Genomic DNA, 24,478 nt, shown 5'->3' with positions numbered 1-24,478 from the left:
GCCGGTTGGTGTGGGGGTGTCGTCATTATTGCTGCTGCTTGGCCCGTTCCATGGCCTCGCTGCGTTCGCGGTTCTGCGTCGCGGGTGTCGTCACGGCGAGCCCCGCGTCGACGGACAGGGTAACGCCGGTGACCCAGCGCGCCTCGTCGCTCGCCAAGTAGAGGTTCGCGTAGCCGATGTCCCACGCGGTGCCCTCCGTGCCCAGCGGCGCCGTCTCCACGCGGAGGCCCCGCAGCGACTCCGTCATGCGCATCTCCATCCGTGGCGTGTAGACCTGCCCCGGCGCGATGGCGTTGACGCGGATGAGGTCGCGCCCATGGTCGGACGCCATGGTCTGCGTGATGCCGATGATGGCCGTCTTGGACACCGAGTACGCCAGCGGCGAGTGCGCCCGCAGCCCGGCGATGGACGACAGGTTGGTGATGGCGCCGCCCCCACTCTTGATCATGTGCGGAATCGCCGCGCGGCTGGCCAGCACGATGCTCTTGACGTTGACATCCATCACCTGGTCCCACTCCTCGATGTCCAGCGAGAGCACGTCGCCCCGCGAGGAGATGCCGACGTTGTTGACCAGGATGTCGAGGCGTCCGTAGCGGTCGACGGCGGCGCGGCACATGGCGTAGCAGTCGTCCGAGTTGGTGACGTCCGCGACGAAGACCGACGCCACGCCGCCCTCCTCCTCGATCATGTTCACCGTGTCCTGCGCCGCCTCCTCGATGATGTCCACCACGAGCACTTTCGCGCCCTCTCGCGCAAACAGGACGCTCGTCGCCTTCCCGTTCCCGATGCCCTCGGCAATGCTGCCGCCGCCAGTAACAACGGCGACCTTCCCTTCCAACCTTGGTGGTCTCTCCGGCATGGTTCCCTCCTCACGCGCAAGTATACCTGAAGCGCCCCAATTCCGTGGTTACGACGCACGCCTACGGTCCCTCTGAATGCGTCCTGTGCTCGTCGAAGGGCCCGAGGTAGGGTTCAAGAAGCAGCGCCCGCTGCCGGGCTGTTCACCAGAATCGCTCCGTCCACCCCCGCGAGCCGACGGTCAAAGGTATGAAGCGGAGTGGCACCGGCTCGCTCGGCCGCCGCGAGGACCATGAGGTCCGCGAATCCCACGCCTCCGCGGCGATAGCGACTGGCCGCGCCGGCCACGTCGTCCGCAGCCTCGACCACGATGCTGTCGGTGGCAATCAACTCGACAAGAACGTCCGAAATCTGGGCACGGCTGAACCCGTAGGCCCGCTCCAATACCCAGACCAACTCAATCGCAACCTCGCGGCATATGAACGCCGGGTGTTCGGGGGTCAACCCCTCCAGGAACGTTCGGGCGGCGAGCGCCTGCTCGGCGACGTCGTTCACGAGATACCGGACAATGACGTTGGTGTCGACGGAAATCACGAGTCGGTGGCCCCATCGATGATCGCGCGTTCCATGTCCTCGAGGGTTACCGCATCGCCGGTATGCCGCAGTGCGCCGAAAAGCCGGCCAATGGGGCGCACGGGCACGATCCTGACTTCACCGTTCTGGATGATGTAACGCACCCTGTCTCCTGACTGAACGGAGAGGGCCTCACGCACGGCCTTGGGCAATGTGGTCTGCCCTCTTGAAGTTATCCCGGATTCAATCATGCGACTCCCTCAAATGCATTACATTACTCCTTTATGCATTGCATTCACAAGTATATCAATGAAAGTTGCTGCAGTACAGGTCTTTCTGATTCGATTCCCTCTGACCCCGGCGAGGGAGTTTGGCGAAGATCCCCTACCCAAACAGCGGGTCGTGGTCCTCATCCTCCGAGGCTGGCGGGGCGTCCGCGCCTCGATTTCCCTCGGCGCGAACGGTCGCCGCCTCGCGTCGCGGCCGCCGCCGTATGAGCGCGTCGTAGCTCGTGTCCGTGCCGTAGTCGCGCACCTGCACCGCGACGGGGATGGGCACCGCCTCGCCGAAGAAGAGCGCCTGCTGCCGGGAGCGCAGGCCCGCCAGCACGGTGCGCAGCTCGCGGCTGCCCGACGCGCCCGCCATGACGGCGTCCACGTCGCGCTCGTCGTCCAGCAGGCAGCACACCTTCGTGCCCACCTGGCTCAGCACCTCGGCGTCGATGGCGCTGGGCCGCTGGTCGACGACCAGCAGGGTCACGTTGTTCTTGCGCATCTCCCGCGCGATCACCCCAAAGGGCGATTGCGCCGCCACCGCCGGGCTCAGGAAACGGTGCGCCTCCTCTATGACGATGGTGAGCGGCGTTGTCGCGCGGCCCTCGCCCGCGTCCGCCGACTGCCGCTCCCGGTAGCGGTCGTGGATGCGCCGCGTCAGCAGGTTCGCCACGAGCATGTAGGCAATCACGTCGTCGCCGTACCGCCCGAACTCCAGCACAACGTGCTTCCCGCGGTCGAGGTGGTCCATGATTGCGGCCACCGCGTCCGCCCCCACCGCGTCCGACAGGAAGGGCAGCCGCGCGATGCGGTTGGTCAGGCGGCGGTGCAGCGTCGCAAGGGCCGCGCCGTTCACGTTGATGGCGTTCGCCAGCTCGCCGATCTCGTCCGATCCCTCCAGCCGCAGGAACTCACGCAGCCACCGGCGGTCGCCGAACTTGCGGCCCAGCGCGAAGGCGGCTTCCGCCGCGGCATCGGAGACGCCGAGGGTCTCGCGGAGGGCCATGACGTCCTCGGGCGTGATCTCGTCGTAGCCGATCTCGACGGTGAAGTCGGGCTGTATCTTCGCGCCCCGGGCGCGCTGCTCGTCCAGCGCAAAGACGGACACCTCGGACGGAAAGAGCTGCTTGAGCGACTTCACGCGCCGCCCGCGCTCCACGTCGCCGCCCTCCCAGCCGTACTCGTTGTGCATGTCGAAGATGAGCAGCGCCGACAGGCGGCTCTGCAGCACGCCGATGAGCAGCAGCCTGGTCAGAAAACTCTTGCCGGTGCCGCTCTTGCCGAAGACGCCGTTGGAGCGTTGCAGCATCGTCTTGAGGTCCAGGCAGACCACGGCGTCCATGTCCAGCGGCGTGCCCACGGCGAAGTTGCCGCCGCCCTCCGCGCCGAACACCTGCGCGACGTCCGCGTCCGTGGCGCGCGTCGCCCGCGAGAAGTGCGACGGCACCGTGCGCGCGGGTGCGATGTCGCCCTCCACGCCGGCGACGGCGGGCAGCGTGAGCCGCGGCCGGACAGTGATCGTCCCGTAGGCCGCCGTGCCGGACAGTGCCCGCGTAACGAGGGGATCGGTGAACCCGCCGGGCGCGCTCCTCAAGCGGGCGTCGGTGGACGCGAGCCTGACCTCGCTGACCATGCCGAAGAACCGGCGCCGCTCGCCCTGGATGACGACATAACTGCCGACGGGGATGTCCTCGACGGACGCCCCCTCGGCCAGCCGCACCTCCACGCCCTCCGTCAGGGAGCCGCCGACCACCGCGCCAAGGAGAGCGCCCGACGCCACCCCAACACCCTCATTCCGGCGAATGCCGGAATCCAGGGCGCCTTCCTCCATGTGTCCATCGGCGTTGAAACCGGCTTTGGGAGAGGGTACGTCCGCTGGCCGCGTCTCTTCCGGCGTCATGCGATGCCTCGCAGAATGGCGTTCAGCCGCGTAACGTCGTTCGCCAGCTCCGTCGCGAGGGTGTGGGCCGCCCGCTCGCGGAAGCCGTCCCCGTCGTCGCGGCCCTCCGCCGTGAGCCGCACGTTGGCCGCGATGACCTCGTCGATGGCGGGCACGTTGGCCGTCGTCAGCAAGTGCAGGTAGTCGAGCTGCTCGGTGAAGGCGAGCACGTTGGCGTCATCGCAGCAGTACACGAAGGCGTGGATGCGCGGCGGCGCGGCCGGCAGCCGCTGCGCGAGCGTTCCCGCGCGGTCGTGGCCGACCACCAGCGCCTGCAAATGCGTCGCCAGCAGCCGCGCAATCTGCGGGTTGTTACGGTACACCGACGCCTCGTCCGGCTCGCCCGCGCCGCGTGCCGCCACACGCCGTCCGGGGTCGAGCGCCGCCGTCGTCACGCTGTACACGACGCCGTACACCGCCGGGTCGCCGACGCGCACCAGCGCGCCCAGCGGCGGCGCGCCGTAGAGCGTGTAGCACTCGGCAGCGAACTCGGTGGAGCCGGCCTCCACCACCTCGCCGATGCGAGCCTCAGGATGGGGAACAGTCGTCAAAGCGGTACCTCGTCGGTGATTGCGGTCGGGGAGCCTAAACCCAGGGGCGGCGCTTGGAGCGCTGCTTCTGTGAAGTGTACACGGGCAACCCACGCTCCTCTAGGGCGCGCTCCACCATGTTTCGGAAGGCTTCCCGGTCCGCGCCCGTGACGACGGCCTGCTCGTGCGCCTCCTGCAGCGCGACGGGGTACCCCGCCCCGCGCCGGGCGTTGTCGACGACGAGCGCGTGCGCCAGCGACAGCAACGCCGGGTCGAGCGCCACCCACGCCGGAACCTCGACGCGGCCGATCTCCTCCTCCACGTTCACGTAGAAGAAGTGGACCCGGTTCGACCCGTAGGCGTCGCGCGCAACGGGCGAGCGGCTCGCGAACACCGCCGAGCGCTGCCCCGGCGCCAGCGTCCGCTCGAAGAGCTCGCGGTCCGTCAGCCCGTGCGCCGCGTCGCACCGCCTCGTGCCCGGCACGAGCGCGCGACAGTGCGTCTGGCAATGCCCGACGGGGTCGAGGTCGCACAGCCCCAGCCGCAGCAGGTTCACCACCTCCGCGCTGTTGGGCAGGCTGATGTACGACGCGACCGCCACTTGCCGATGCGCACTCGCGTCGCGGATGCGCTCCAGCGCCGCCAGCAGCCCGTCGTCGAGGAGCTGCTCGCGCACGTAGTCCGGGTAGCGCCCCCGGGGCGGCAGCTCGCCGCCGAGCTCCCACATCACCAGTGTCCCGTCCAGCAGCGCGAGCGTTGGCAGCCCGCCGTCGTCCGCCTCCACCGCCTCGGCCAGCGCGACCGCCTCCTCAACCGTGCGCACCAGTCCCATCAGCGCGCCCTCGACCGCATGCCGCGCCGAGGGTGTGTCCGGGTCTCGCAAGAAGAGCTCCGCGTCCGACGTCCGCAGCCGAGGTCGGCTGAACAGCTCTGCGTCGGCGCCCGCGCCGTACGTCAGCCTGCACCCGCCGATGTTGACGAGCGCGCACCGCAGCGGCAGGTGCCGGTTCACGTCAATGTGAGACCCATCAGTAGCAACCACACTAAAGTCCGAGGGCGCAGCCGGCGCGTCGAAGACCGCGCCCGGCGGCTCGACGGCCTCCGCAGGCAAAAACGCCAGCAACCCCTGCGCCGCCTCCACGCGGGCGTTCAGCGTCGCGGCGTCGCCATCCCGCAGCGCCGCGAGCGCCGCATCCATCCGCCGCTCCCTCGCCGCGCCAAAGTCCGCAATCGCGACGGCAGCGTCGATCTGCGCGGCAGTCCGGTACAGGTCAAGGGCCATGTGAATGCCTCCGCTTGGATGCAGAGTGGACGGGCTCACACAAATATGCACGCCTCAAGATAGTAGGGAAAACGGTGTGCCTGAACTATGCGTTCAGGGTCGGCAATCGCGCGAAACGTTGCGTCCGCGGCAATCACGCTGTCCAGCGCGTCCCCATGCCGGTCTTCCAGCACTCGCTGCCGGACGTCCCCGTTGCCGAATGTGAGGCGGCCGGAGCCTTTCAACGCCTCCAGGATGCCATCTCTAGCGTCGACGCTCCCCCTTGCGTCCTTGTAGGACCCGTAAAGCCCGGACGCCTTGAGCGTGCTTGCCGGGCACACCTCCATGACCCATGGAGCGTCGTCTTCCGAGTAGTGCAGGGGTGGGATGTTGACGGCGTTGTCGGCCACCAGTGGGCCGAGCACGTCCTTGATGCCGAAGTAGGTCTGCTTGTAGATGCGCAAATTGTATGGGCAGAACGGCGCCCTCGCCTCGACGTCGGTCTGCCGTCTCAGCTCCTTGCGGCCCAATGATTGCAGCGCTGTTTCCAGGCAATGCGCCTTGAACTCGTGCTCCGTACTGTATCGGTTCGCAAAGCCAGCCACGAACTCCGCCCACGACTCGGCGGCTAGCAGTTCCCTCGGCAGGCTGAAGGGAAAGTCGCAGCCGAACGCCGCGCTTTCCGCTCCGGCGATGAAGCGGCGCAGGGCCGATAGTGTCTCACCGCGGTCGGCGGCACACCCCAGGAAGTCGGTCGCTGGTGCGCAGTCCTCCACCACGATTCCCCGGCGGTAGGGCACGGCCTGTGCTATCCAGATCTTGTTGCCCGCCTGCTTCCCGCCGCTGAAGTCCACACCGTAGACGCGCTCCTGCATCACGACCGCCCCGGGTCGCGGAGCAGCACGCGTTGGTCGCCCTGCCGCCGCGTGACGTGTAGCTGGTCGAGGTGCTCCAGCAGCGGCAGCGCGTACTTCCGCGACGTCCCGAAGGTGTCCCGCACGTCCGCGACCGTGATCGCCCCGTGCTCCCGCAGGTGCGCCACGATGCGGTCGACAATCTCCCGGTACGCGCCCGCCGCGAACACGATCGAGTCGTTGACGCGCACCACGCTGCCGCGCTCCGCCAGCACACCCACGAGCGCCGCGTCGATGGCGATCTCCGTCGGCGGCGCGTACGGCTCGCGCTCCAGCGCGGCGACGTACCTCGCGACCTCGGCCTCCTGCGCGTCGGACAACACGACGCGGTGGCCCGGCGCGCGGACTACCGCCCCCGTCTCCTCAAGCACGCCCTCGTCGGCCAGCCGCTGCAGCACGAGCGTGAACACGGCCTGCGAGAGCTTCAGCCGGTTGCGCAGCTCCTCGCGCGGCAGCCCCGGCCGCAGTGGGTTCGCCGTGTGGTAGGCCTGCACCGCCGCGTCCGCCTGCCCGCGAACGGTCGCCCAGCCGGGTGTCGTCATCAGCACGGCGCCCGAGTCCGACGGCGCGCCGCCCAGCACTACCACGTCGCCCACCTCCGCAAGCTCGCCCACAATCGTCGCGGTTTCGGCGACGGCGAGGTTTGCCGCCCGCGCCAGCGCCGCGAGCCCGCACGGCTCCGCGCCCTCGAGCGCCTTCAGCACAAGGTCCTCCGGCGAGCCCTCGGCCATGACCTCCAGCTTCTCCAGCACGCCGAGCTGGAACCGCCGGTGCCGCGCCGGGTGCGGGTCGACGACGCGCCCGCCGCCCAGCGTCCACTGGGACGAACGCACCACAAAGTAGTCACCCTTCACCAGCGGAATCGGGTCGGTCAGGTGTACCTGCGCCCAGCCCTCCTGCCCCGGCCGCAGCTCGCCCACGTCCAACAACCGCACGCGGGAGAAACTCTCGCTCGTCCCGGCGTGGAAGGTAACGCCGAGGTTGTGCCGGATGGGCATCGGCGCGCCGGGCGCCATGCGTATCTGCACGTCCACCGTCGTCGTCGGCTGCAGCCACCCCGGCAGCGTCAGCACCTGCCCGCGCTCCGCCTCCTCCTGCGTCGTGTTCGCGAGGTTCACGGCGACCCGGTTCCCCGGCCCGACCGACTCGATGCGCTGCTGGTGCGACTGCAGCCCGCGGATGCGCCGCCGCAGCCCAGACGGCAGCAGCTCGACCTCCTGCCCCACCGTCAGCGCGCCGTCCAGCAACGTCCCCGTCACGACAGTGCCGAAGCCCGGCATGACGAAGCTGCGGTCGATGGCCAGCCGCGGCCGCCCAAGGTCCTCGCGCCGCACTGTCTCCTCCAGCATCGCGTCGATGAGCGCCATGAGCTCCGGCAGCCCCTGCCCCGTGACGGCCGAGACGAGCGCCATCGGGGCGCCCTCCAGCGTCGTGCCCTCCAGCGCCTCCTCGACCTCGCCGCGCACGAGGTCCGCCCACTCCTCGTCGACGGTGTCCGCCTTCGTGAGCACGACGATGCCCCGCTTCACCTGCAGCAGGTCGAGGATGGCCAGGTGCTCGCGGGTCTGCGGCATCACCGACTCGTCCGCCGCGACGATGAGCATCGCGAGGTCTATCCCGCCCACGCCCGCGAGCATGTTCTTGATGAACCGCTCATGCCCCGGCACGTCGACGACGCTGATCTCGCGGCCGCTGGGCAGCGTGAACCACGCAAACCCCAGCTCGATGGTCATCTCCCGGTCCTTCTCCTCCTGGAGCCGGTCCGGGTCAATGCCTGTAAGCGCCTTCACCAGCGTCGACTTCCCATGGTCAACGTGGCCCGCAGTCCCAATGACGTACATGCGCAATCCTTCGCGAGAGTGCGTTCAGGATAGCAGAGGGGGCGGGAGGCGAGGAGAGGCAATTAAAAATAAGTGAGAGTTGAAATAGTACGACTATAATTTGTGTGGCCTTCTAACACAGTCCAATCGTGATTTCGTTACCCGCGTTCTTCCCTAAGGATTACCAATTGAAGCCCGTATTGTGTGGTCAATAGACGATAAGTGTCCCTCAATACACTCGCAAAGTCATCGCTGTCACTGGCATTGCGACCGCTTGGTAGCTGCCTCTGGTTTTCTTGCAGTGAGGCTTGCAGCCTACTGTGAAGAGTTCTGAAGAAATCCTCATCAATTGTAACTCTGTTACGAGTTCTCTCGTAGTGTTCATCCGAAGTGAAGCTTCCTTCCAGCTTGACTATTTCCGAATGCCACAGGGGTATCGTCTGACTCCTAGTGAAAGTCAAATAATGAACGTCGCTGTCAAAAACCCAGGGCAAGTCCTTCACGGGCGCCCACAAACTGTTTTCCGTAATCCTGCCCTGAAGAAAGAACCGGTTGAAGTCATTCAAACTGTGAAATCTAGGCGCAACATAAACGACATCATCCACAGTCGTTGCAAGGCGCTTGAGTTGAGAATGCTGGTCGGTACCTACTGGCTGGTTAGGCCGAGGATGCGTAGTAATACGGACTCGATAGTGCGAACGAAGGTGATCCTGCCAATGGATGGCGTTTTTTCGATTCAGATAAGCCGAAAGTTTGAACTGAAAATACTTGGGATGTCCCGCATATCCTAGTTTCAAATCAGTGCCTGTTTCCGCTTCCTTGATTAGTGATGGCAACTCGGGCGCACTCGTTAAGCTTGGATTGCGATTAACATATTCGTGCGTGAATGCGAATCCGTACGAAAACTCCGAAAAATCTGGCAACATGCTTTAGTCCCTCCTAGCCTCCATTAGGAACTTATATAGTTGATTACCCATAAACCCTTCTGAGTTTGACAAGGGTACTCCATCATCCTAACCTATTCGTGCGTTGGGCAACGTCTCACTCTCACTGTGCGTGCGAGGACTCGGCCTCTATGGCCCTCTCGCAGCGCACAGCATGGGGATAAGGTACGTTGCCCAACGCGCCGAATCCTTGCTGCGAGGGGGTCCCTTTATAATGAACCCTAGAGCTCCAATCATACCAATGTTGGTGTTGCTGGTGGTCGCCATGATTGCCTGCGCTACAGAAGAGCCGGAGTTAGTAGCCACAGCAGAGCCAGCCGATACTCCGGCAACTGCACCTATTACAGCCGCAAGCGCTGAACCATCGGCACCCGATCCTGAACCCACGACGGTTGCAACCGACACCCCGGCAGCTACACCCGTCCCGACAATTGCCGCTGAACCCACTGCTACTGCTGCGACACCAACCCCTGAACCCACTGCAATACCTGAACCCCAAGTATTCAATGTCGGAGATACCGTGCGACTTGGCGACCTTCATATCACTGTGAATGGTGTACGAGGCTCTCTTGGCGATAGCTTGTGGATGCCTGAGGCAGGAAATTACTTCGTATACGTAGATGTCACATTTCGAAACGAAGGACCTCAACCTGAAGTAGTCAGCACTTTGCTGCAAATGGAGATTCGCGATGCTGAAGGGAGGTCATACGACATTGATTTCACCGCCGTTGCTGCCTCTGGCAGCGCTTCGCCAGACGGTGAAATTGGTCCGGGAGGAACTCTCCGAGGAGAGGCGGGATTTCAAATCCCCACGACTGCAACGGGTCTGACTTGGCGGTTCTCCGGTGATATCTTTACGTTGGGACAAGCCGTCTTCTCTCTAGGTGCTATGGCTGTCCCTGTGCCACCATCAGGGTTCACCCTCGACGATCCTGTATCTGCCGGAGAAGTCCTGATGGGATCCGACGGTACAGTCATTCGAGTGCTTGGAATTGTTCAGGACGCTCGCGAGCAAATAGCTGCGGAAAACCAGTTTAACGATTCCCCTGAGAAGGGGATGCGTTTCTTTATGATCTCTGTTGAAGTTGCTTATCCTTCCGATGCGTCCGGCTCAGTTGAGGTTGCAAGTTATGACTTCAATCTCATTGGGAATAACCGCGTGGTCTACGACCCCTCTTGTGGCTTCTCTGTCATCCCTGACGCACTTGGGAGCGTCGAGGTTTTTTCTGGAGGACAAACAATCGGCAACATCTGCTTCCAAATCCCAGAAGGTGAAACCGGCTTGATCTTGATACACGAGCCTGGGTTTGGGTTCGGAGGAGGACGACGATTTCTAAGCCTTTCTTAAGGAGCGAGTAGCGTAGAATCCGGCGCGCACATAATGGGCAGTCCGTGATGTATCTCTAGTTACTTTGTGATTTCCATTAGAGCGGACTCCCCCTACCACAGCCGCTCCCCCGGCCGCGCCGTCTCCCCTGCGTCCGCGCCCGCGAGCCACGGGTCGTCGTCCTCGTGCACGATGACCTCCTCTGAGCGGATCAGGTGGTACGGGATGCCCGGGTCGAGCGCCGGCAGGTCGATGTCCTCGTCGAGACCCTTGGCCGCGCGGATCATGAGCTGCCGCAGCCGGATGATCGCCCCGTCGGCCGAGTAGAGGTGCTCGCGCGTCCGGTCGACGATGCGCCCCATGCTCTCCGTCACCGCGTAGTCCTGCTCCGGGTTCGGCCAGATGCCGGAGACGAGCGTTGTCCGCTGCACCGCGCGGTCGATCAGGTACTCGTTGTCGGCCCGCTTGAGCCGCCGCCGAGGGTCGGCCGGGTCCATGATCGTGTTCTCCGCGTACGTCGACGCGCGCTCGTCGTCGGTGATCGCCCGGTCGGGGTTGCACCGCACGAAGAAGCGCATGCAGTTGTCGTCGTCCGTCGGCACGATGAAGAAGGTGCCGCTTGCCACGCCCGGGCTGGCGATCATGCTGCACACGGGGAAGACGTGGCTGGTGATGCGCAGGTGCCGGTGCCCCGCGTCCGTCGGCCGCATGCCGATGAGCCGGAAGCCGTACGCCGTGTCCTGCACGTTGATTTCGGCGAAGCGGTAGTGCGCCAGCAGGTACGACCGCTGGTTCGCCGACGGCACCCCCGGCCGGTCCGTCTCGTCCGGCTCAAGGGTAAAGTCCGCGTGCCGCCGGTGAAGAGTCCCCAGGTGCGACGAGTCGATGTTCCCCTCAATGCTCTGCAGGTAGTTGCAGTACACGGGAGACTTCGCCGCCACGACCTGATCGAGCGGCAGCCGGTTGAAGAGGAAGTCCGGCGGCGGAGGTTGCAGATCCCGCGGCCCCATGTACGCCCACACCATGCCTGCCGACTCGACGACCGGGTACGACGTCGTGTGCACCTTCTCCAGGAACCGGCTGCCGGGCATGTCCGAGGGCATGTCGACGCAGTTGCCGTCCGCGTCGAACTTCCAGCCGTGGTAGATGCACATCAGCCCGCCACCGCCGTTCAGCCCGTAGTACAGCGACGCCCCCCGGTGCGGGCAACGCTCGCCGATGAGCCCCACGCGCCCCTCGCCATCGCGGAACGCGACGAGGTTCTCGCCGAGGATTTTCACCTGCACGGGCGGGCCGTCGTTGTTGGGGAGGTCGGAGGAAAGCAGGCAGGGATGCCAGTAGCGCCGGAGCACACGCCCCATCGGCGTGCCGGGTCCCGTGCGGCAGATGAGCTCGTTGTCCTCGCGCGTCAGCATGAACAACCTCCCAGGCTACTATGCCACACAGCATAGCAGAGGCTACCGCAAGGGCGTAGGGGCGACCTGCCCCGGCATACCACGGAAGCCGGTATCCAGAGGGGGCAGCGGGGGCGGAGCCGTAGGGACGACCTTGTAATCGCCCGCCCCCCCCGTTCGCCCTGAGGGAAATCGAAGCACGAACCGAGGCGCATACATCGCGCCCTTGACCCGTGCGCCAGTTTGCGTAAGCTTTGCGGCATGTAGGCGGACCGGGGTCAAGAGCAGGAGGTGGACAATGCCGCAGGTCAAGCCTTACCACGACAAGAGCACAAAGATTTTCCACTTCTACAGCGACTGCCCCGTAGGGGCCCGGATTCAGCCTGCCAATTCATATCCGGGCATGGGGGGCAAGGACGCCTGCACCAATTGCCAGAACCTGTCGATGGCGGACCTCAGCGGCCCCGGCATGCACCCGTAATCATCAAACGCGTCACACGCCCCGCGCCACAATCGCCTCGTGCCGCGCGAGCAGCGCCTGCGCTCGCCGCACCACCGGCACGTCGATCATCTTGCCGTCGAGCTCGAACGAGCCGCGCCCGCTCTTTTCCGCCTCGTCGTTCGCCTCGATGATGCGCTTGGCCAGCGCGACCTCCGCCTCGCCCGGGCTGAACGCCTCGTTGAGCACCGGCACCACGCTCGGGTGGATGCACGATGCGCCCTCCAGCCCGAACCGCCTCGCTTTGAGCGCGACCTCCCGCACCGCGTCCAGGTCCTTGTAGTCGGCCACCGTGCCGAAGATGCCCAGCGCCATCACCCCCGCCGCCTTCGCCGCGTACACGGACTGCGTCTTCGGGTACAGCAGCGTCTCCGCGTCCGGCTGCATCCCCAGCGACGACGCCAGGTCCTCCGCGCCGATGGTGATGGCCGCAATGCGCGTGCTCGCCTTGGCGATCTCGCCGATTTGGAAGAATGCCTCCGGCGTCTCGATCATCGCCAGGAACGCCGTCGAGCCCACCGCCATCCCACGCTCGGCCTCCAGCTCCGACACCAGCTCGTCGAGCAGCCGCACGTGGTCGGGCCCCGCGAGCTTCGGCAGCGCGAGGGCGTCGACCGCCGGCGATACGCACGCCTCGATGTCCGGCGCCGCCAGCCGCAGCGGCTGGTTGACGCGCACCAGCACGTCCGCGCCCGCCTGCCCGGCGCGCTCCGCCGCCGCCTGTACGCCCGCCCGCGCCGACGCCTTCTCCGACAGCGGCACCGAGTCCTCCAGGTCGAGGATGATGCCGTCCGCGCCCCGCTCGTGCGCCCTCGCGACGAAGCGTTCCACGTTGGCCGGCACGTACAGCAGCGACCGCCATACCGGGAGCCTCCGTCCGTCAGTCATCCAATCACCCCTCGCGCTCTCAGTTCGGCAAGCTCGTCGGCGGACACGCCCGCGCCGCCGAGGACCTCGTCATTGTGCTGCCCCAGCGTGGGCGCCGGGTAGCGGAACGTCCCCGGCGTCCGAGACAGCCGTGGCACGATGTTGTGCACCGGCACCGTTCCCACGTCCGCGTCCGGCAGGTCGACCACCACCTCGCGCTCGATGACGTGCGGGTCGTCGAGGAACTGCGCGATGTCGTACACGGGCCCGGCCGTCACCCCCGCGCCGTTCAGCTCGGCGAGCGCCTCGTCGAGGCTCCGCTCGGCCATCCAGCCGCCAATGATGGAGTCCACCTCGGCACGGTGCAGCACCCGTTCGGCGTTGTTCCTGAAGCGTGGGTCGTCGATGGCGTCCTCGCGCCCCACGACGCGGAACACGCGCTCCGCCATCGATTGGATCGATGCTGACATTGCCACCCACTTGCCGTCCCGCGTCGCGTACACGTTGCGCGGTGACGCCGTGTTCGAGGCGCTGCCCACGCGCTGCTTGATGCTCCCGTCGACGCGATAGCCCGCGGCGTCGGCGCCCAGGATGGAGAAGATAGGCTCCAGTAGCGAGAGGTCGATCACCTGCCCCGCGCCGCCCTTCACCTCGCGCTCGCGCACCGCGATCAGCACAGCCATCGCGCCGTACAGGCCCGCCGCCATGTCCGCCAGCGCCATCGGCGGCAGCACCGGCTCGCGGTCGGCGAAGCCGTTGTGGTCCGCGAACCCCGACATCGCCTCCACCAGCGTGCCGAACCCCGGCCGCTCCCGGTACGGCCCCGTCTGCCCGAACCCGGAAACGCGCACGATGATCAGCCCCGGGTTGTCCTCCTGCAGGACCTCCGGCCCCAGCCCCATCTCCTCCAGCCGGCCGGGGATGAAGTTCTCCACCAGCACGTCCGCGTCCCTCGCCAGCCGCCGCACGAGGGCGCGACCGTCGGCCTCCCGCAAGTTGACCGACACGCTCTTCTTGTTCCGGCAGTACGTCTTCCAGTGCGTCTCGACGGAGCTGTCGCCCCACGCCCGCAGCGGGTCGCCGTTCGGCAGCGGCTCGATCTTGACGACCTCCGCCCCAAAGTCCCCAAGCTGCAGCGTCAGCATGTTCCCCGCCACCAGCCGGGACATGTCGAGCACCCGCAAACCGTCCAGCGGCCCCCGGTCGTCAGCGTCAAACTGCATGGCGTGAATGGGCATGCCTGTGAGACTCCTCTCCCTCAATGCTACCCCCCGCTGTGGAACCCCCGCCGCACCGGCAACTGGTCGTCACCCTCGACCACGTCGATCTCGAAGGCGTTGTTGACGGCGGCCACGTACCGGTAGAGGCCAACGGTCGCGATCATCACGATCCCCCACCGCTCGCCCTGCCGCGCCGTCAGCTCGTCGAACAGCGCCTGCTCGACGCGGTTCGTGCGGCATAGCTGACGGCACAGCTCGATGACCCCGCGCTCGTCCTCGCCGAGGCCGCCCGCGTCGTCGCCCGCGCGCACGGCCTCGATCGCCGCGTCGCTCACCCCCGCGGCGCGAGCGGGCGCGACGTGCGCCGACCACTGGTACGGCGCGTCGTCCTCGTACGCGACGGCCAGGATCGCGAGCTCGTGCAGCGCGTCGCTCACCACGCCGTGGGGATGCGCGTTGGCGACGCTCCCCAGGAAGCCCATCGAGAGCCCCGGGCTGTGGAGCAACACCCCAAACGGCCCTCGGACGCGCCCGCGCTCGGCCAGGATCGCGTCCCATTCGTGGTGCTGCTCCGGCGGCAGCTGCGCCTTGTCGGTGATCGGCTTGATGCGCGTCATGTCTCTCTCCGTATGGGTGCGATTTGTGGCCGTTCCAGTGCGTCTGGGGCGTGACTACAGTCCGTCATTGCCGCCACGAACACCGAGGCTATACTATACTCGACTCGCGTTCCACGGGCGCGAGCACGGGCGCACACGTACGCCGAGCGCAACCGGCCCAAAGGAGCATGACATGGAGAAGGTCTCGGCCCTCGCGGACACAATGGCACAGGCGGCGTCCGAGTTCCTCGCCGCGCTGTCCCCCGAGCAGCGCAGCGCCGGGACGTTCCCCTTCGGCGACGAGGAGGAGCGCCGGCGCTGGTTCTACACGCCCACCCCGCGCGCGGGCTTGCGCCTCGGCGACCTTGCCCCCCGACAGCAGCAGAAGGTCTGGCAGCTCATGGCGACGGGGCTCAGCGAGCGCGGCTACAACTACGCGTCGCTGCTCACGGGCATGGAGAACGTCGTTGACCGCTCGTCGAACTTCCCGGACCGCACCTACGGCGACCTGCCGGGCACCCGCCTGCGCGACCCCGCCAACTACTTCGTCGCCGTCTTCGGCACGCCCGGCGATGAGAGCGGCTGGAGCTGGCGCATCGGCGGCCACCACCTGAGCCTCCACTACACCGTGCGCGGCGGCCTCGTATACCCGACGCCCGCCTTCTTCGGCGCCGAGCCCGCACGCTCGCTGCTTCCCGGCGGCGTCGGTCTGCGCCCGCTGGCCGCCGAGGAGGACGCCGCCCGAGAGCTCCTCGCCCTCCTGTCACCCGAGCAGCTCTCGCGGGCCGTCATCGCGCCCGTGCCGCCAACCGACATCGTCCAGACCAACCGCCCGCAGGTCGAGGACGGCGCCATGCCCCCCATCGGCGGCCCCGGCCCCGGCGGCGAGCGCCTCCGCACGGCCCTCGGCCTCACCCCCGAGCTCGACGACATGGTCCGCTACACCCTCACGCCCAAGGGCCTGCCCGCCAGCGCCATGGACGCCGCCCAGCGCGACGCCCTCGCGCGCCTCGTCCGCGTCTACCTCGACCATCTGCCGGATGAGATCGTCGACGGCTACGCGCCCCTGCTGGAGCCCGACAGCCTTCAGGAGCTGCACTTCGCGTGGGCGGGCTCGTCCGAGCGCGAAGCCCCCCACTACTACCGCGTCCAGTCCGACGACCTCCTCGTCGAGTACGATTGCACGCAGAACGACGCCAACCACACCCACAGCGTCCTCCGCAACCCAAGAGGAGACTTCGGCACAGACCCCCTGGCCCTCCACTACGCCGAATCCCACCACCACCCGTAGGCAATCAGCTTGATATTCGGGTTCAAGAGTTGCACGGCCAGGATGCGTAAGCCGAAAAATCCGGACTGTGTCCGGATTCACAGTCCGGGAAGCCGTCTCGCGATTGGCAAGGGACTTCGTGTAAGGGATTGGATTTGAACAGATACAGATTCTGGATGGGTAAGCGTTTGATCATCACTGCGCTCATCCTGCTTTACGTGACGGTGGTGTTCGGTGGCGCATCACTGAAGGCCGACTACAGTCATATTGGTCAATACATTAGCGAACTCAATGCCACAGGTTCGGAATGGAGCTGGCACATCGGCTATTTGGGGTTTTTGCCCCTCGGCCTGCTTGGCCTTTTCATGCTGGTCACGGTTGCTCGAATTACACAACTGACCGGTATTGGCTTAATGGGCATGTGGTTGCTTTCCGGCGAACCGATCGCTTACCTTGGCTCGGCGTTTGCTCCTTGTGATCTAGGTTGTCCAAGTACCGGCAGTATTTCCCAAAATGTCCACAATCTCTTGAGCGTGTTCACACTTCTCATGACCACGTTGGGATTGGTGCTTCTGTCGCTCAACAAGAACCTTGCGCCCCACAGACGAGCGGGCTGGGTGTTGTTGGCCGCGGTCTTTATCACCCTTTACATGCTGGCGCTTGCACCCGACTTCGACCCGTGGCGAGGATTGCTACAGCGACTGGCAGAAGGGATCTTGTATGGAAGCCTGTGTCTCGTAAGTTGGCGACTGTTGGCTGCTTCAAGCGAAGAACAATACCATGAGTTAGGCGGGGCGACAGCTGACTGGGAAGGTCATGGATCCCCACCATAGGCTTGAGCATCAAAGTGGGTCGGAGCTCCGCTCGCCGCTCTGCTACCGCGTCCAGTCCGACGACCTCCTCATCGAGTACGACTGCACGCAGAACGACGCCAACCACACCCACAGCGTCCTGCGAAACCCAAGAGGAGACTTCGGCACAGACCCCCTGGCCCTCCACTACGCAGAATCCCACCACCACCCGTAGGTTAGCAGCGGGAGGAAAGGCAACCGAAGGCGCCAGCGTCGCCGCGTTCACCATCGAGGTCGTCGGGGCCCCACACACCCTGCCACAACCCCATTGCCCCCAACCCTCGCCCTCCGCTACCGTCGAGCCATGACACACGCAACCGCCGCCCCCGCATCGCCGTCGCACAACACCGAGGTCACCAGTTTCTTCGTTGCTTGCGGCCACCCCCACACACCAGTGTGCTCGTTACATGACATAACCAGAGAGACAGTGCCTTAATTTTTTTTCTCGTCTTGTAAGTGAAATGTGCCGTGTCCGCTACAACAACAAACAGGTTGTTTTACCAAACAACCGGCGGTGTGGCTAACAAGATAATTGGTGAGGAGTCCAGCCTGAAAACAGCGGGGGATTCCGGCCCCGGGACGCCTACGCCAGCGTCACCGGGTCCACGTCCACCGTCCACGTCGGCGGCACCGGCAGCGTTGAGAGCAGCGACGGCATGTCCGTCGCCGGCGTCGGCGGCAAGCGCAGCACGACGTGCCACCGGTAGCGCCCCCGCACGCGAGCAGGGTAGCCCGGCGCCGGCCCGATGATCTCCACCTCCGTAAGCCCCTGCTGGACGAGCGCAAGCTGCAGCTCCGTCCCGAAGCGCCGCGCCTCGCTCGCCCCGTACTCGCGGTTGGTGTGCGAGAAGCTGAACCGCGCCAGCCGCGAGAATGGAGGGTTCCGCAGGTCCCGCCGCAGCGAGATCTCCGTCTCGTAGAAGGCGTGGTAGTCCTGCCGGGCGCCGGCCTGCACCGCGTAGTGCTCCGGCGTGTACGTCTGCACCACCACCCGGCCCGGATCGTCGCCCCGGCCCGCGCGGCCCGCAACCTGGCACAGTAGCTGGAAGGCCCGCTCGCCAGCCCGGAAGTCGGGCAGGTACAGGCCCAGGTCCGCCAGCACTACGCCGACCAGCGTCACGTTCGGCAGGTGCAGCCCCTGCGCCACCATCTGCGTGCCCACCAGCACCTGCGCGTCGCCGCGGGAGAACCGCTCCATGATGGCGCGGTGCGCGTCCCGCTCACGGGCGGCGTCCCGGTCCCACCGCAGCGCCGACGCCCCCGTCGTCCGCTCGACCTCCTGCACCACCCGCTGCGTGCCCAGCCCCAGGTAGCGGATGTGCGGGCTCCGGCATCGAGGGCACGCGCCGCCCGGCCGGTAGCGCCGCCCGCACTGGTGGCACACCAGCCGGTCGCCCTCGGCATGGTACGTCAGAGGCGACGAGCAGCTGCGGCAGTGCAGCACGTGCCCGCAATCGCGGCACTGCACGGTCCCGGCGGCCCCGCGACGGTTCAGAAACAGGATCGCCTGCCGCCCGCGCCCGAGCGTCTCCGACAGCGCCTCGCTCAGCGAGCGGCTGAAGATGCTGCGAACCCCGGCCTTCAGCTCCTCCCGCATGTCGACGACCTCGACATCGGCGAGCGGCACGGGCCGCGGGGAACCGTCGGGCCCCGGTCGCAGCCGGTCACGGAGCGAGAGCGACCGGAGGATGCCCCGGTCGGCGGCGTGGTAGGTGGCCAGGTCCGGCGTCGCGCTGCCGAGCGCCACCGTCGCGCCCGTCAGCCGCCCAAGCACCATCGCCGTCGAGCGGGCGTGGTAGCGAGGGGCCATGTCGGCCTGCTTGTATGTCCACTCGTGCTCCTCGTCCAGGATGATCAGCCCGAGGTCCGGCATCGGCGCGAAGACGGCGCTCCGAGTGCCCAGCAGCACGTCATAGCCGCCCTCGCGAACGCGCCACCACGTGTCATAGTGCTGGCCCGCCGACAGCCCGCTGTGCAGCAGCCCGACGCGCCCCGGGAACCGCGACTGCAGCCGCGCGACGAGCTGTGGCGTCAGCGAGATCTCCGGCGCCAGCAGCATCCCCCGCTTCCCAACCGCGATGCAGGCGGCCAGCGCGCGCAGGTAGACCTCCGTCTTGCCGCTGCCGGTCGGCCCGTGAAGGAGGTACGTGTGCGGCTGCCCCGTGCGCAGGCTGTTGACGATGTGCCCCACGGCGTCCGCCTGCTCGGCGGTCAGCGACAGCGGCGCCTCGCGCTCCGGCGTGTAGCTTTCCAGGGGGTCGCGCACCCGCCGCCGCTCCTCGATCGCCAGCAGCCCAAGCCCGACGAGCCGCCGCACCGTGTCGGCCCCGAACTCCTTGCGGGCCTGCGCGGCGTCCAGCGTCTCCTCCAGCAGCACCTGCTGCAGCAGCGCCAGCCGCCGCGACGTCAGCGGGAAGCCACCGGCGGCCCGCTGCGCCTCATCCTCGGCTACCGCCAGCCGCAACCGCTGCGAGTACGCAGGCCGCGCCGCCTGCCGCGACAGCTCCCACTGCTCCGCGACGAGCCCGGCTCGCACCAGCCTCCGCAGCGACCGCGCGGCCCCCGCCCCCAGCGAGCTCTCCACCGCGTCCTGCGGCACGCGCCCCCGTCGCGACAGCATCTCCAGCACGCGCCCCTCCGCCGGCGCGATGACACTGCCACCGTCTCCTTGCGCGTCAGCATCCGAGTCCGCCAAGCTGAGGTAGCGCACAAGACGGCGGCGGAAATCGGGGGGAAGCATGGCGGCGGCGGCCTCGTAGAGTGTGCAGCGCGTCTCGCGGCTGAGCCACCGCGCAAGATTGAGTTGGTGCGGCGCGAGTATCGGCTCGGGGTGCTGCACGCCCGCCACGGCGCGAATGCCCTGGATCTCGGTGGTGTCGGAAAGCGCAAAGACAACGCCGCCAACCCGGCGAGATAGGAGGGGGACAAGCACAGGCTGGCCGGGGTGAAGAAGCATGCCAGAGGGGATCGCGTAGGTGAACGTGCGCTCAGGCCCTACCGCGGCATCGACAGCGATTTCAGCGTAGCGATCGAGCGGCCGCTCCGACTGCGCAGCCATAGCGCATCACCTGTGGCCCGGCCGCGCGGCGAAAGGCCGGGGAATTAGGATCGCTTCTCTTCAGCGTCGCCGTCGGCCTCGGTTGGAGCGTCGGCCTCAGCAGCCTCGGGCTCCTCGGCAGGGGCGTCCTCAGCAACCGGCTCTGCCTCTGCGACGGTCTCCTCAGCGGGAGCGTCCTCAGCGGCGGCCTCAGCTTCGGCGACGGGCTCCTCAGCGGGAGCGTCCTCAGCGGCGGCCTCAGCTTCGGCGACGGGCTCCTCGGCAGGAGCCTCAGCTTCGGCGGCAGCCTCCTCGACGGGAGCGTCCTCAGCCGGGGCTTCCTCGGCAGCATCAGCGGTGTCTTCCGCAGGAGCCTCGTCAGAGGCGGCCTCTGCAGCCTCGTCGACGGTCTCTTCCGCGGTGGCCTCGAGCTCGGCCTCAGCCTCTTCCGCGGAGATCTCCTCGACGAGTTCTTCCTCGGCAGCTGCGGCGGCTTCAGCAGCTGCGGCTGCTTCGGCAGCAGCGGCTGCTTCGGCTTCAGCGGCGGCGGCAGCAGCGGCGACGGCGGCAGGGTTGACCTTCAGCCACGCCGGCAGGTTGGTCTGTTCCTTGATGCGGGCGGCGCGGCCGGAGCGCTGTCGCAGGTAGTACAGCTTGGCGCGCCGAACCTTGCCGTAGCGCTGCACCTGCACCGACTCGATGTGCGGCGAGTACAGCGGGAAGGTGCGCTCAACACCGAAGCCGCGGGTCACGCGGCGGACGGTGAAGCAGGCCGCGGCGCTCTTGCCGCCCATGCGCCGGATGACGACGCCCTGGAACGGCTGCGTCCGGGTGCGCTCACCCTCGCGGACCTTGTAGTTGACCTGGACCGTGTCCCCGGCGCGAAACTCGGGGATGTTCGGGTTCTTCGTGACTTCGATGAGGTGATGGGCGTCCATGCGGGTCCCTCTAGCTCTGTGAAATTGAGTGCAACCAGACAATGGTACACGAAAGGCGGCGCGATGGGCAACGGGAAGGAACGAATGAAGCGTCGAACGCCCTCCCTACTCGTACCAGACCGAGCCGAACACGTAGCCGTCGTGGCGCACGACCCACGTGTGGCTCACCGTCGGCCACCCTGTGACCGGGTGCCAGGAGTGCTGGTGCACCCAACGTCCGTTCTCGGAGATCTCGATGTCACCCCAGCCGTTGCCCCAGTAGTCCCTGCCGAGGCTCTTGATGCTGTGCCCCAGCAGCGACTGGTCCTGACTCGCAACGATGCGGTCTTCAGGGCTCACCATGATCACATGCCACGTCCCGTCGACACTCCAGGGGGAGAGGTAGAACTCAACTGTCTCAGCCCAACCTTCGGTATCGTAGCGGCGTATGGCCTCGTCCACCATAGCCATGGTACGAGCCGCCGGTTCAACCCACGGCGCCTCGGTGGCCTCATCTTCCACGAGCTCGTCCTCGACTTCAGACGCGTCAAGCGCGAGCACAAGGGCAACGATGGAGAGAGCGACGGCAATGAGCGCCAACACCAGCGAGACACCAGCGATGGTCCTGGAATTACGCAAGCCGCGCCGACGACGGTTGCCTCCCGGCGCCGTCGCATCGGGCGAGTATCCGTAAGGTCTAAGGTTCCGGCGCATGTGTCTCGATTGCAGGAAAGGGGGTGCCGCCTGTGGAGAACCCGGCGTCTTGGGTCAGCCTCACGCTAAGCCTTCGCCACCTGCACGGGCATGACGTGGAGGCCGGGCACCCGCAGCATGGGGTCGTCGTCCGCGCTCTGGTCGAGGGCCGTCGCCAGCTCGCCGAACAGCACCGTCGCGGACACGACGCCCCGCAGTGGGCCTGTCGTCCGAGCAAGCCCGCGAATGCGGTGCCCGTTGGCCGCAACCTCGATGACGTCGCCCGGCGCGACGCCCATTGTGGAGGCGTCGTCCGGATGCAGCTCCAGCGCGTCTTCGCGGCGGATGGCGTTCTTGCCGTTGCTGCGCACTACCTCCACCTCGCCCTCAGGCAGCGCGAGCACCCGGCCCGGCGCAAAGAGGAACGGAGCATCATAGTCGCGAGCCCGCATCGGGGCGAGCGGCGTCAGCTCGGCGCGTTCCGGCATTGACCACGGTATCTGCGCGCCGCCCGCATCAAGCGCCTCGTCCGTAGCGACGGCGTACGCAGGGATGGCCTCGCGGATGGCCTCCAGCACCTCCGACGGGTGCCCGCCGAAGCCGTTCGCGCCCATGCGCCGCGCAAGCTGCGTGAGCAGCGCGTCGCTGGGACGGGCCTCGCCGGCCGGGTCAATGGCCGCGCGGCGGCGCAGGACCCAGCGGTCCAGGCTCGTCACCACGCCGTCCTCCTCCGCGAAGGAGGTCATCGGCAGCAGCACGTCGGCGGCCTCCGTCAGCTCCGACGGGAACATGGCCTGCACCACGAGGAAGTCCGTGTGGGTCAGGGTATGGACAGCCTCGGGCGTGAACATCACGCTGTCGCCGAGGACCATGGCTGCCTTCACGCTTCCCTGAGCGATCGCTTCCAGCGACTGCGCCGCGCTCAACCCGGCGTCGCCCGGCGAGCAACCCATGTCGAGGGCGCCCTGGCTCGCGGCACCGGGCCGCAGCGGGAACATGCCGCTCGCAGCCTTGCCGACGTTGCCCGTCGCCAGCGCGAGATTGACCAGTGCGTCAGTGACCGGAGCGCGCTCCTCCTGCGCGACGTTGTCCAGCGCGTACACGACTGCCGCGCTGCCCGCCTGCGCGAAGGCCCGCGCCGCCGCCGCGATCCTGTCGGCGGCAACGCCCGTCGCGTCCGCCACGGCGTCCAGCGCGTAGCCAGCCAGCGACTCCCGCAGCGCGTCGAGTCCGCCGCTGTGTTCGGCAATGAACGCGTCGTCCTGCAGTCCTTCGTCCAGGATGACCCGGAGCATACCGCCCACCAGCGCGCGCTCCGTGCCGGGGTACGGCCGCAGCCAGAGGTCCGCGTAGCGCGAGAGCTCCACCTCGCGCGTGTCGATGACCACCAGCTTGCCGCCCGCCTTGTGCGCCTTCTTGATGGGAATGGCGGCGACGTTGTGCTCCTCCGTGACGTTGGCGTTGACAACCAGCACGCAGCCCGCGCTCTCCAGCTCTGCCACGGTCCCCGTCGCGGCGGCTATGCCGAGCCGGCGGCCCAGCGGCTCCACCAGCTCCGGCCGGTGGTCGACGGAGAGGTCGACGTTGTCCGTACCCATGACCTCCCGCGCGAACCGGCCCGCCAAGTACGCCTGCTGGTCCGTCGACCGCGGTGACACCAGCAGCGAGAACGCGCCGCCCTTGTAGTCCGGCAGCCGCTCTGCGATGGCCTCCAGCGCCTGCTCCCACGTCGCCTCCACAAGCTCGCCGTGCTGCCGCAGCATCGGGGTCTTGAGCCTGCGACGGCTGTTCACGAACTCGTTGCCGAACTTGCCCATGTAGCAGAGTTGCCCCGTGTTGACGGGCGACTCCCAGTCGCCAATGGAGCGGATCACGCGCCCACGCCGGTCCACCTCAAGGTTGACCTGGCAGCCGACGGAGCAGTGGGTACACGTGGTCTTCACCACGTTGACCGCCTTGTCCCACTTGTGGTCGCGCTCAACCAGCGCGCCGACGGGGCAGACGTCGATGCACGCGCCGCAGAACTCGCAGCCCGACTCCAGCAGCGACATCCCCTGCGACGTGCCCACGAGCACCGTGCCGGACCGCTCGATCATCGCGATGGCGTCGTCGCCGCGCATCTCCTCGCACACCCGCACGCACCGCGCGCAGACGATGCACAGGTTGTAGTCGCGGTCGTAGAACGGGTCGCCGGTCTCTATCTGGAGGTTCCGGTAGTTGTAGGCCAGCGGCGATTCGAGGTTGACGTTAACATAACGCACGGTGTCCTTGAGCTCGCACCGCTCGTTCTTGGGGCACACCACGCACCGGTCCATGACGCGCACGTGGCGCAGGCAGATGTCCTGCGGCCCGCACAGCTCGATGCGGTGGCACGTCAGGCAGCCGTGCGGGTGCTCCGACAGCAGCAGCTCCAGCACGCTCTCCCGCAGACCGCGAATCTCGCTGCCGAGGGTGTTCACCACCATCCCGTTCGCCACGGGCAGCGTGCACGACGCCGGCGTGCCCCGGCCGCCCTCGACCTCGACGCAGCACATCCGGCACGCGCCGTAGGGCTTCATGCCCGGCCAGTAGCACAGGTACGGGATGTACACGTTGTTGTCGATGGCCGCCTGCAGCACCGTCTGCCCCGGCTTCGCCTCGACCTCAACCCCGTCTATAGTGAGCTTGATGGGCTCCGTCATTCGCTCTGCCTCTATTCTCTCAAAAGAGTCCCTTCACTCTCACCGCCCTACCGTCATTCCCGCGAAAGCGGGAAT

Annotated in this window: 21 protein-coding genes and 1 pseudogene; 5 read left to right on the top strand and 17 right to left on the bottom strand. The window is 66.9% G+C overall.

Going from position 1 to position 24,478, the window contains the following annotated elements; translation table 11 throughout:
- Window positions 1-25: 25 nt before the first annotated feature.
- From OXC99_06415 to OXC99_06375, 9 genes are all read right to left on the bottom strand, one after another.
- On the bottom strand, window positions 26-859 hold the full coding sequence (locus OXC99_06415) for an SDR family oxidoreductase (protein ID MCY4624613.1): 834 nt from the start codon (window positions 857-859) through the stop codon (window positions 26-28).
- Between the two features lie 113 nt (window positions 860-972).
- On the bottom strand, window positions 973-1,392 hold the full coding sequence (locus OXC99_06410) for a type II toxin-antitoxin system VapC family toxin (GenBank protein MCY4624612.1): 420 nt from the start codon (window positions 1,390-1,392) through the stop codon (window positions 973-975).
- Entirely contained in the window at window positions 1,389-1,622 is a 234-nt protein-coding gene (locus OXC99_06405; protein MCY4624611.1) for a type II toxin-antitoxin system PrlF family antitoxin, read from the bottom strand. The genes OXC99_06410 and OXC99_06405 overlap by 4 nt, the downstream gene beginning before the upstream one ends.
- Window positions 1,623-1,755: 133 nt before the next feature.
- Window positions 1,756-3,474: an ATP-binding protein gene (locus OXC99_06400; GenBank protein MCY4624610.1), complete on the bottom strand. Its 1,719-nt coding sequence runs from the start codon at window positions 3,472-3,474 to the stop codon at window positions 1,756-1,758.
- Window positions 3,475-3,539: 65 nt separating this feature from the next.
- Window positions 3,540-4,133: a hypothetical protein gene (locus tag OXC99_06395; GenBank protein ID MCY4624609.1), complete on the bottom strand. Its 594-nt coding sequence runs from the start codon at window positions 4,131-4,133 to the stop codon at window positions 3,540-3,542.
- Between the two features lie 34 nt (window positions 4,134-4,167).
- Complete coding sequence (locus OXC99_06390) at window positions 4,168-5,394, bottom strand: DNA double-strand break repair nuclease NurA (GenBank protein ID MCY4624608.1); 1,227 nt, start codon at window positions 5,392-5,394, stop codon at window positions 4,168-4,170.
- Window positions 5,395-5,429: 35 nt separating this feature from the next.
- Window positions 5,430-6,248, bottom strand: coding sequence for a hypothetical protein (locus tag OXC99_06385; GenBank protein ID MCY4624607.1), 819 nt, complete (start codon window positions 6,246-6,248; stop codon window positions 5,430-5,432).
- On the bottom strand, window positions 6,248-8,128 hold the full coding sequence (gene selB / locus OXC99_06380) for a selenocysteine-specific translation elongation factor (GenBank protein ID MCY4624606.1): 1,881 nt from the start codon (window positions 8,126-8,128) through the stop codon (window positions 6,248-6,250). The genes OXC99_06385 and selB overlap by 1 nt, the downstream gene beginning before the upstream one ends.
- 137 nt (window positions 8,129-8,265) lie before the next feature.
- Window positions 8,266-9,033, bottom strand: a complete 768-nt coding sequence (locus tag OXC99_06375) for a hypothetical protein (protein ID MCY4624605.1) — start codon at window positions 9,031-9,033, stop codon at window positions 8,266-8,268.
- Between the two features lie 259 nt (window positions 9,034-9,292).
- Between OXC99_06375 and OXC99_06370 the strand changes: the two genes are divergently transcribed.
- Window positions 9,293-10,399 carry a DUF4352 domain-containing protein gene (locus OXC99_06370; protein ID MCY4624604.1) on the top strand — a complete coding sequence of 369 codons (1,107 nt, stop codon included), beginning with the start codon at window positions 9,293-9,295 and terminating at the stop codon, window positions 10,397-10,399.
- A gap of 92 nt (window positions 10,400-10,491) precedes the next feature.
- Here OXC99_06370 and OXC99_06365 read toward each other — a convergent pair whose 3' ends face one another.
- On the bottom strand, window positions 10,492-11,793 hold the full coding sequence (locus OXC99_06365; protein MCY4624603.1) for a Rieske 2Fe-2S domain-containing protein: 1,302 nt from the start codon (window positions 11,791-11,793) through the stop codon (window positions 10,492-10,494).
- 277 nt (window positions 11,794-12,070) lie between these two features.
- On the opposite strand from OXC99_06365, the gene OXC99_06360 reads away from it, so the two are divergent.
- Window positions 12,071-12,253, top strand: a complete 183-nt coding sequence (locus tag OXC99_06360; GenBank protein MCY4624602.1) for a hypothetical protein — start codon at window positions 12,071-12,073, stop codon at window positions 12,251-12,253.
- A gap of 12 nt (window positions 12,254-12,265) precedes the next feature.
- Here the strand turns inward: OXC99_06360 and OXC99_06355 are convergent, their stop codons facing one another.
- From OXC99_06355 to OXC99_06345, 3 genes are read right to left on the bottom strand one after another with little or no spacing between them, the layout of a single operon-like run.
- On the bottom strand, window positions 12,266-13,159 hold the full coding sequence (locus OXC99_06355) for a CoA ester lyase (GenBank protein ID MCY4624601.1): 894 nt from the start codon (window positions 13,157-13,159) through the stop codon (window positions 12,266-12,268).
- Window positions 13,156-14,376: a CoA transferase gene (locus tag OXC99_06350; protein MCY4624600.1), complete on the bottom strand. Its 1,221-nt coding sequence runs from the start codon at window positions 14,374-14,376 to the stop codon at window positions 13,156-13,158. The genes OXC99_06355 and OXC99_06350 overlap by 4 nt, the downstream gene beginning before the upstream one ends.
- 26 nt (window positions 14,377-14,402) lie before the next feature.
- Window positions 14,403-14,975, bottom strand: coding sequence for a carboxymuconolactone decarboxylase family protein (locus tag OXC99_06345; GenBank protein MCY4624599.1), 573 nt, complete (start codon window positions 14,973-14,975; stop codon window positions 14,403-14,405).
- Between the two features lie 172 nt (window positions 14,976-15,147).
- Between OXC99_06345 and OXC99_06340 the strand changes: the two genes are divergently transcribed.
- The 3 genes from OXC99_06340 to OXC99_06330 all read left to right on the top strand — a co-directional run bounded on the left by OXC99_06340 (window position 15,148) and on the right by OXC99_06330 (window position 17,250).
- Complete coding sequence (locus OXC99_06340; protein ID MCY4624598.1) at window positions 15,148-16,245, top strand: DUF3500 domain-containing protein; 1,098 nt, start codon at window positions 15,148-15,150, stop codon at window positions 16,243-16,245.
- 155 nt (window positions 16,246-16,400) lie between these two features.
- The gene (locus OXC99_06335; GenBank protein MCY4624597.1) at window positions 16,401-17,057 is read left to right on the top strand and encodes a DUF998 domain-containing protein; all 657 of its coding nucleotides are present in this window, start codon (window positions 16,401-16,403) and stop codon (window positions 17,055-17,057) included.
- A complete protein-coding gene (locus OXC99_06330; GenBank protein MCY4624596.1) occupies window positions 17,026-17,250 on the top strand; it encodes a DUF3500 domain-containing protein in 225 nt (74 codons plus the stop codon). Before OXC99_06335 ends, OXC99_06330 begins: the two co-directional genes overlap by 32 nt.
- Window positions 17,251-17,658: 408 nt before the next feature.
- On the opposite strand, the gene priA is transcribed toward OXC99_06330, so the two are convergent.
- The 4 genes and pseudogenes from priA to OXC99_06310 form a co-directional block, all read right to left on the bottom strand.
- Complete coding sequence (gene priA, locus OXC99_06325; protein MCY4624595.1) at window positions 17,659-20,133, bottom strand: primosomal protein N'; 2,475 nt, start codon at window positions 20,131-20,133, stop codon at window positions 17,659-17,661.
- A 410-nt stretch (window positions 20,134-20,543) separates the two neighbouring features.
- Window positions 20,544-21,050: pseudogene (gene rplS, locus OXC99_06320) on the bottom strand (50S ribosomal protein L19).
- A gap of 105 nt (window positions 21,051-21,155) precedes the next feature.
- Complete coding sequence (locus tag OXC99_06315; GenBank protein MCY4624594.1) at window positions 21,156-21,668, bottom strand: hypothetical protein; 513 nt, start codon at window positions 21,666-21,668, stop codon at window positions 21,156-21,158.
- 140 nt (window positions 21,669-21,808) lie between these two features.
- A complete protein-coding gene (locus OXC99_06310; protein MCY4624593.1) occupies window positions 21,809-24,403 on the bottom strand; it encodes a molybdopterin-dependent oxidoreductase in 2,595 nt (864 codons plus the stop codon).
- Window positions 24,404-24,478: the final 75 nt, after the last annotated feature.

It is taken from the genome of Chloroflexota bacterium (assembly GCA_026713825.1).
GTDB lineage: Bacteria > Chloroflexota > Dehalococcoidia > Lucifugimonadales > UBA1127 > UBA1127.
The sequence above is the reverse complement of the archived record's forward strand: the minus strand, read 5'-3'. Positions and strand labels throughout refer to the sequence as shown.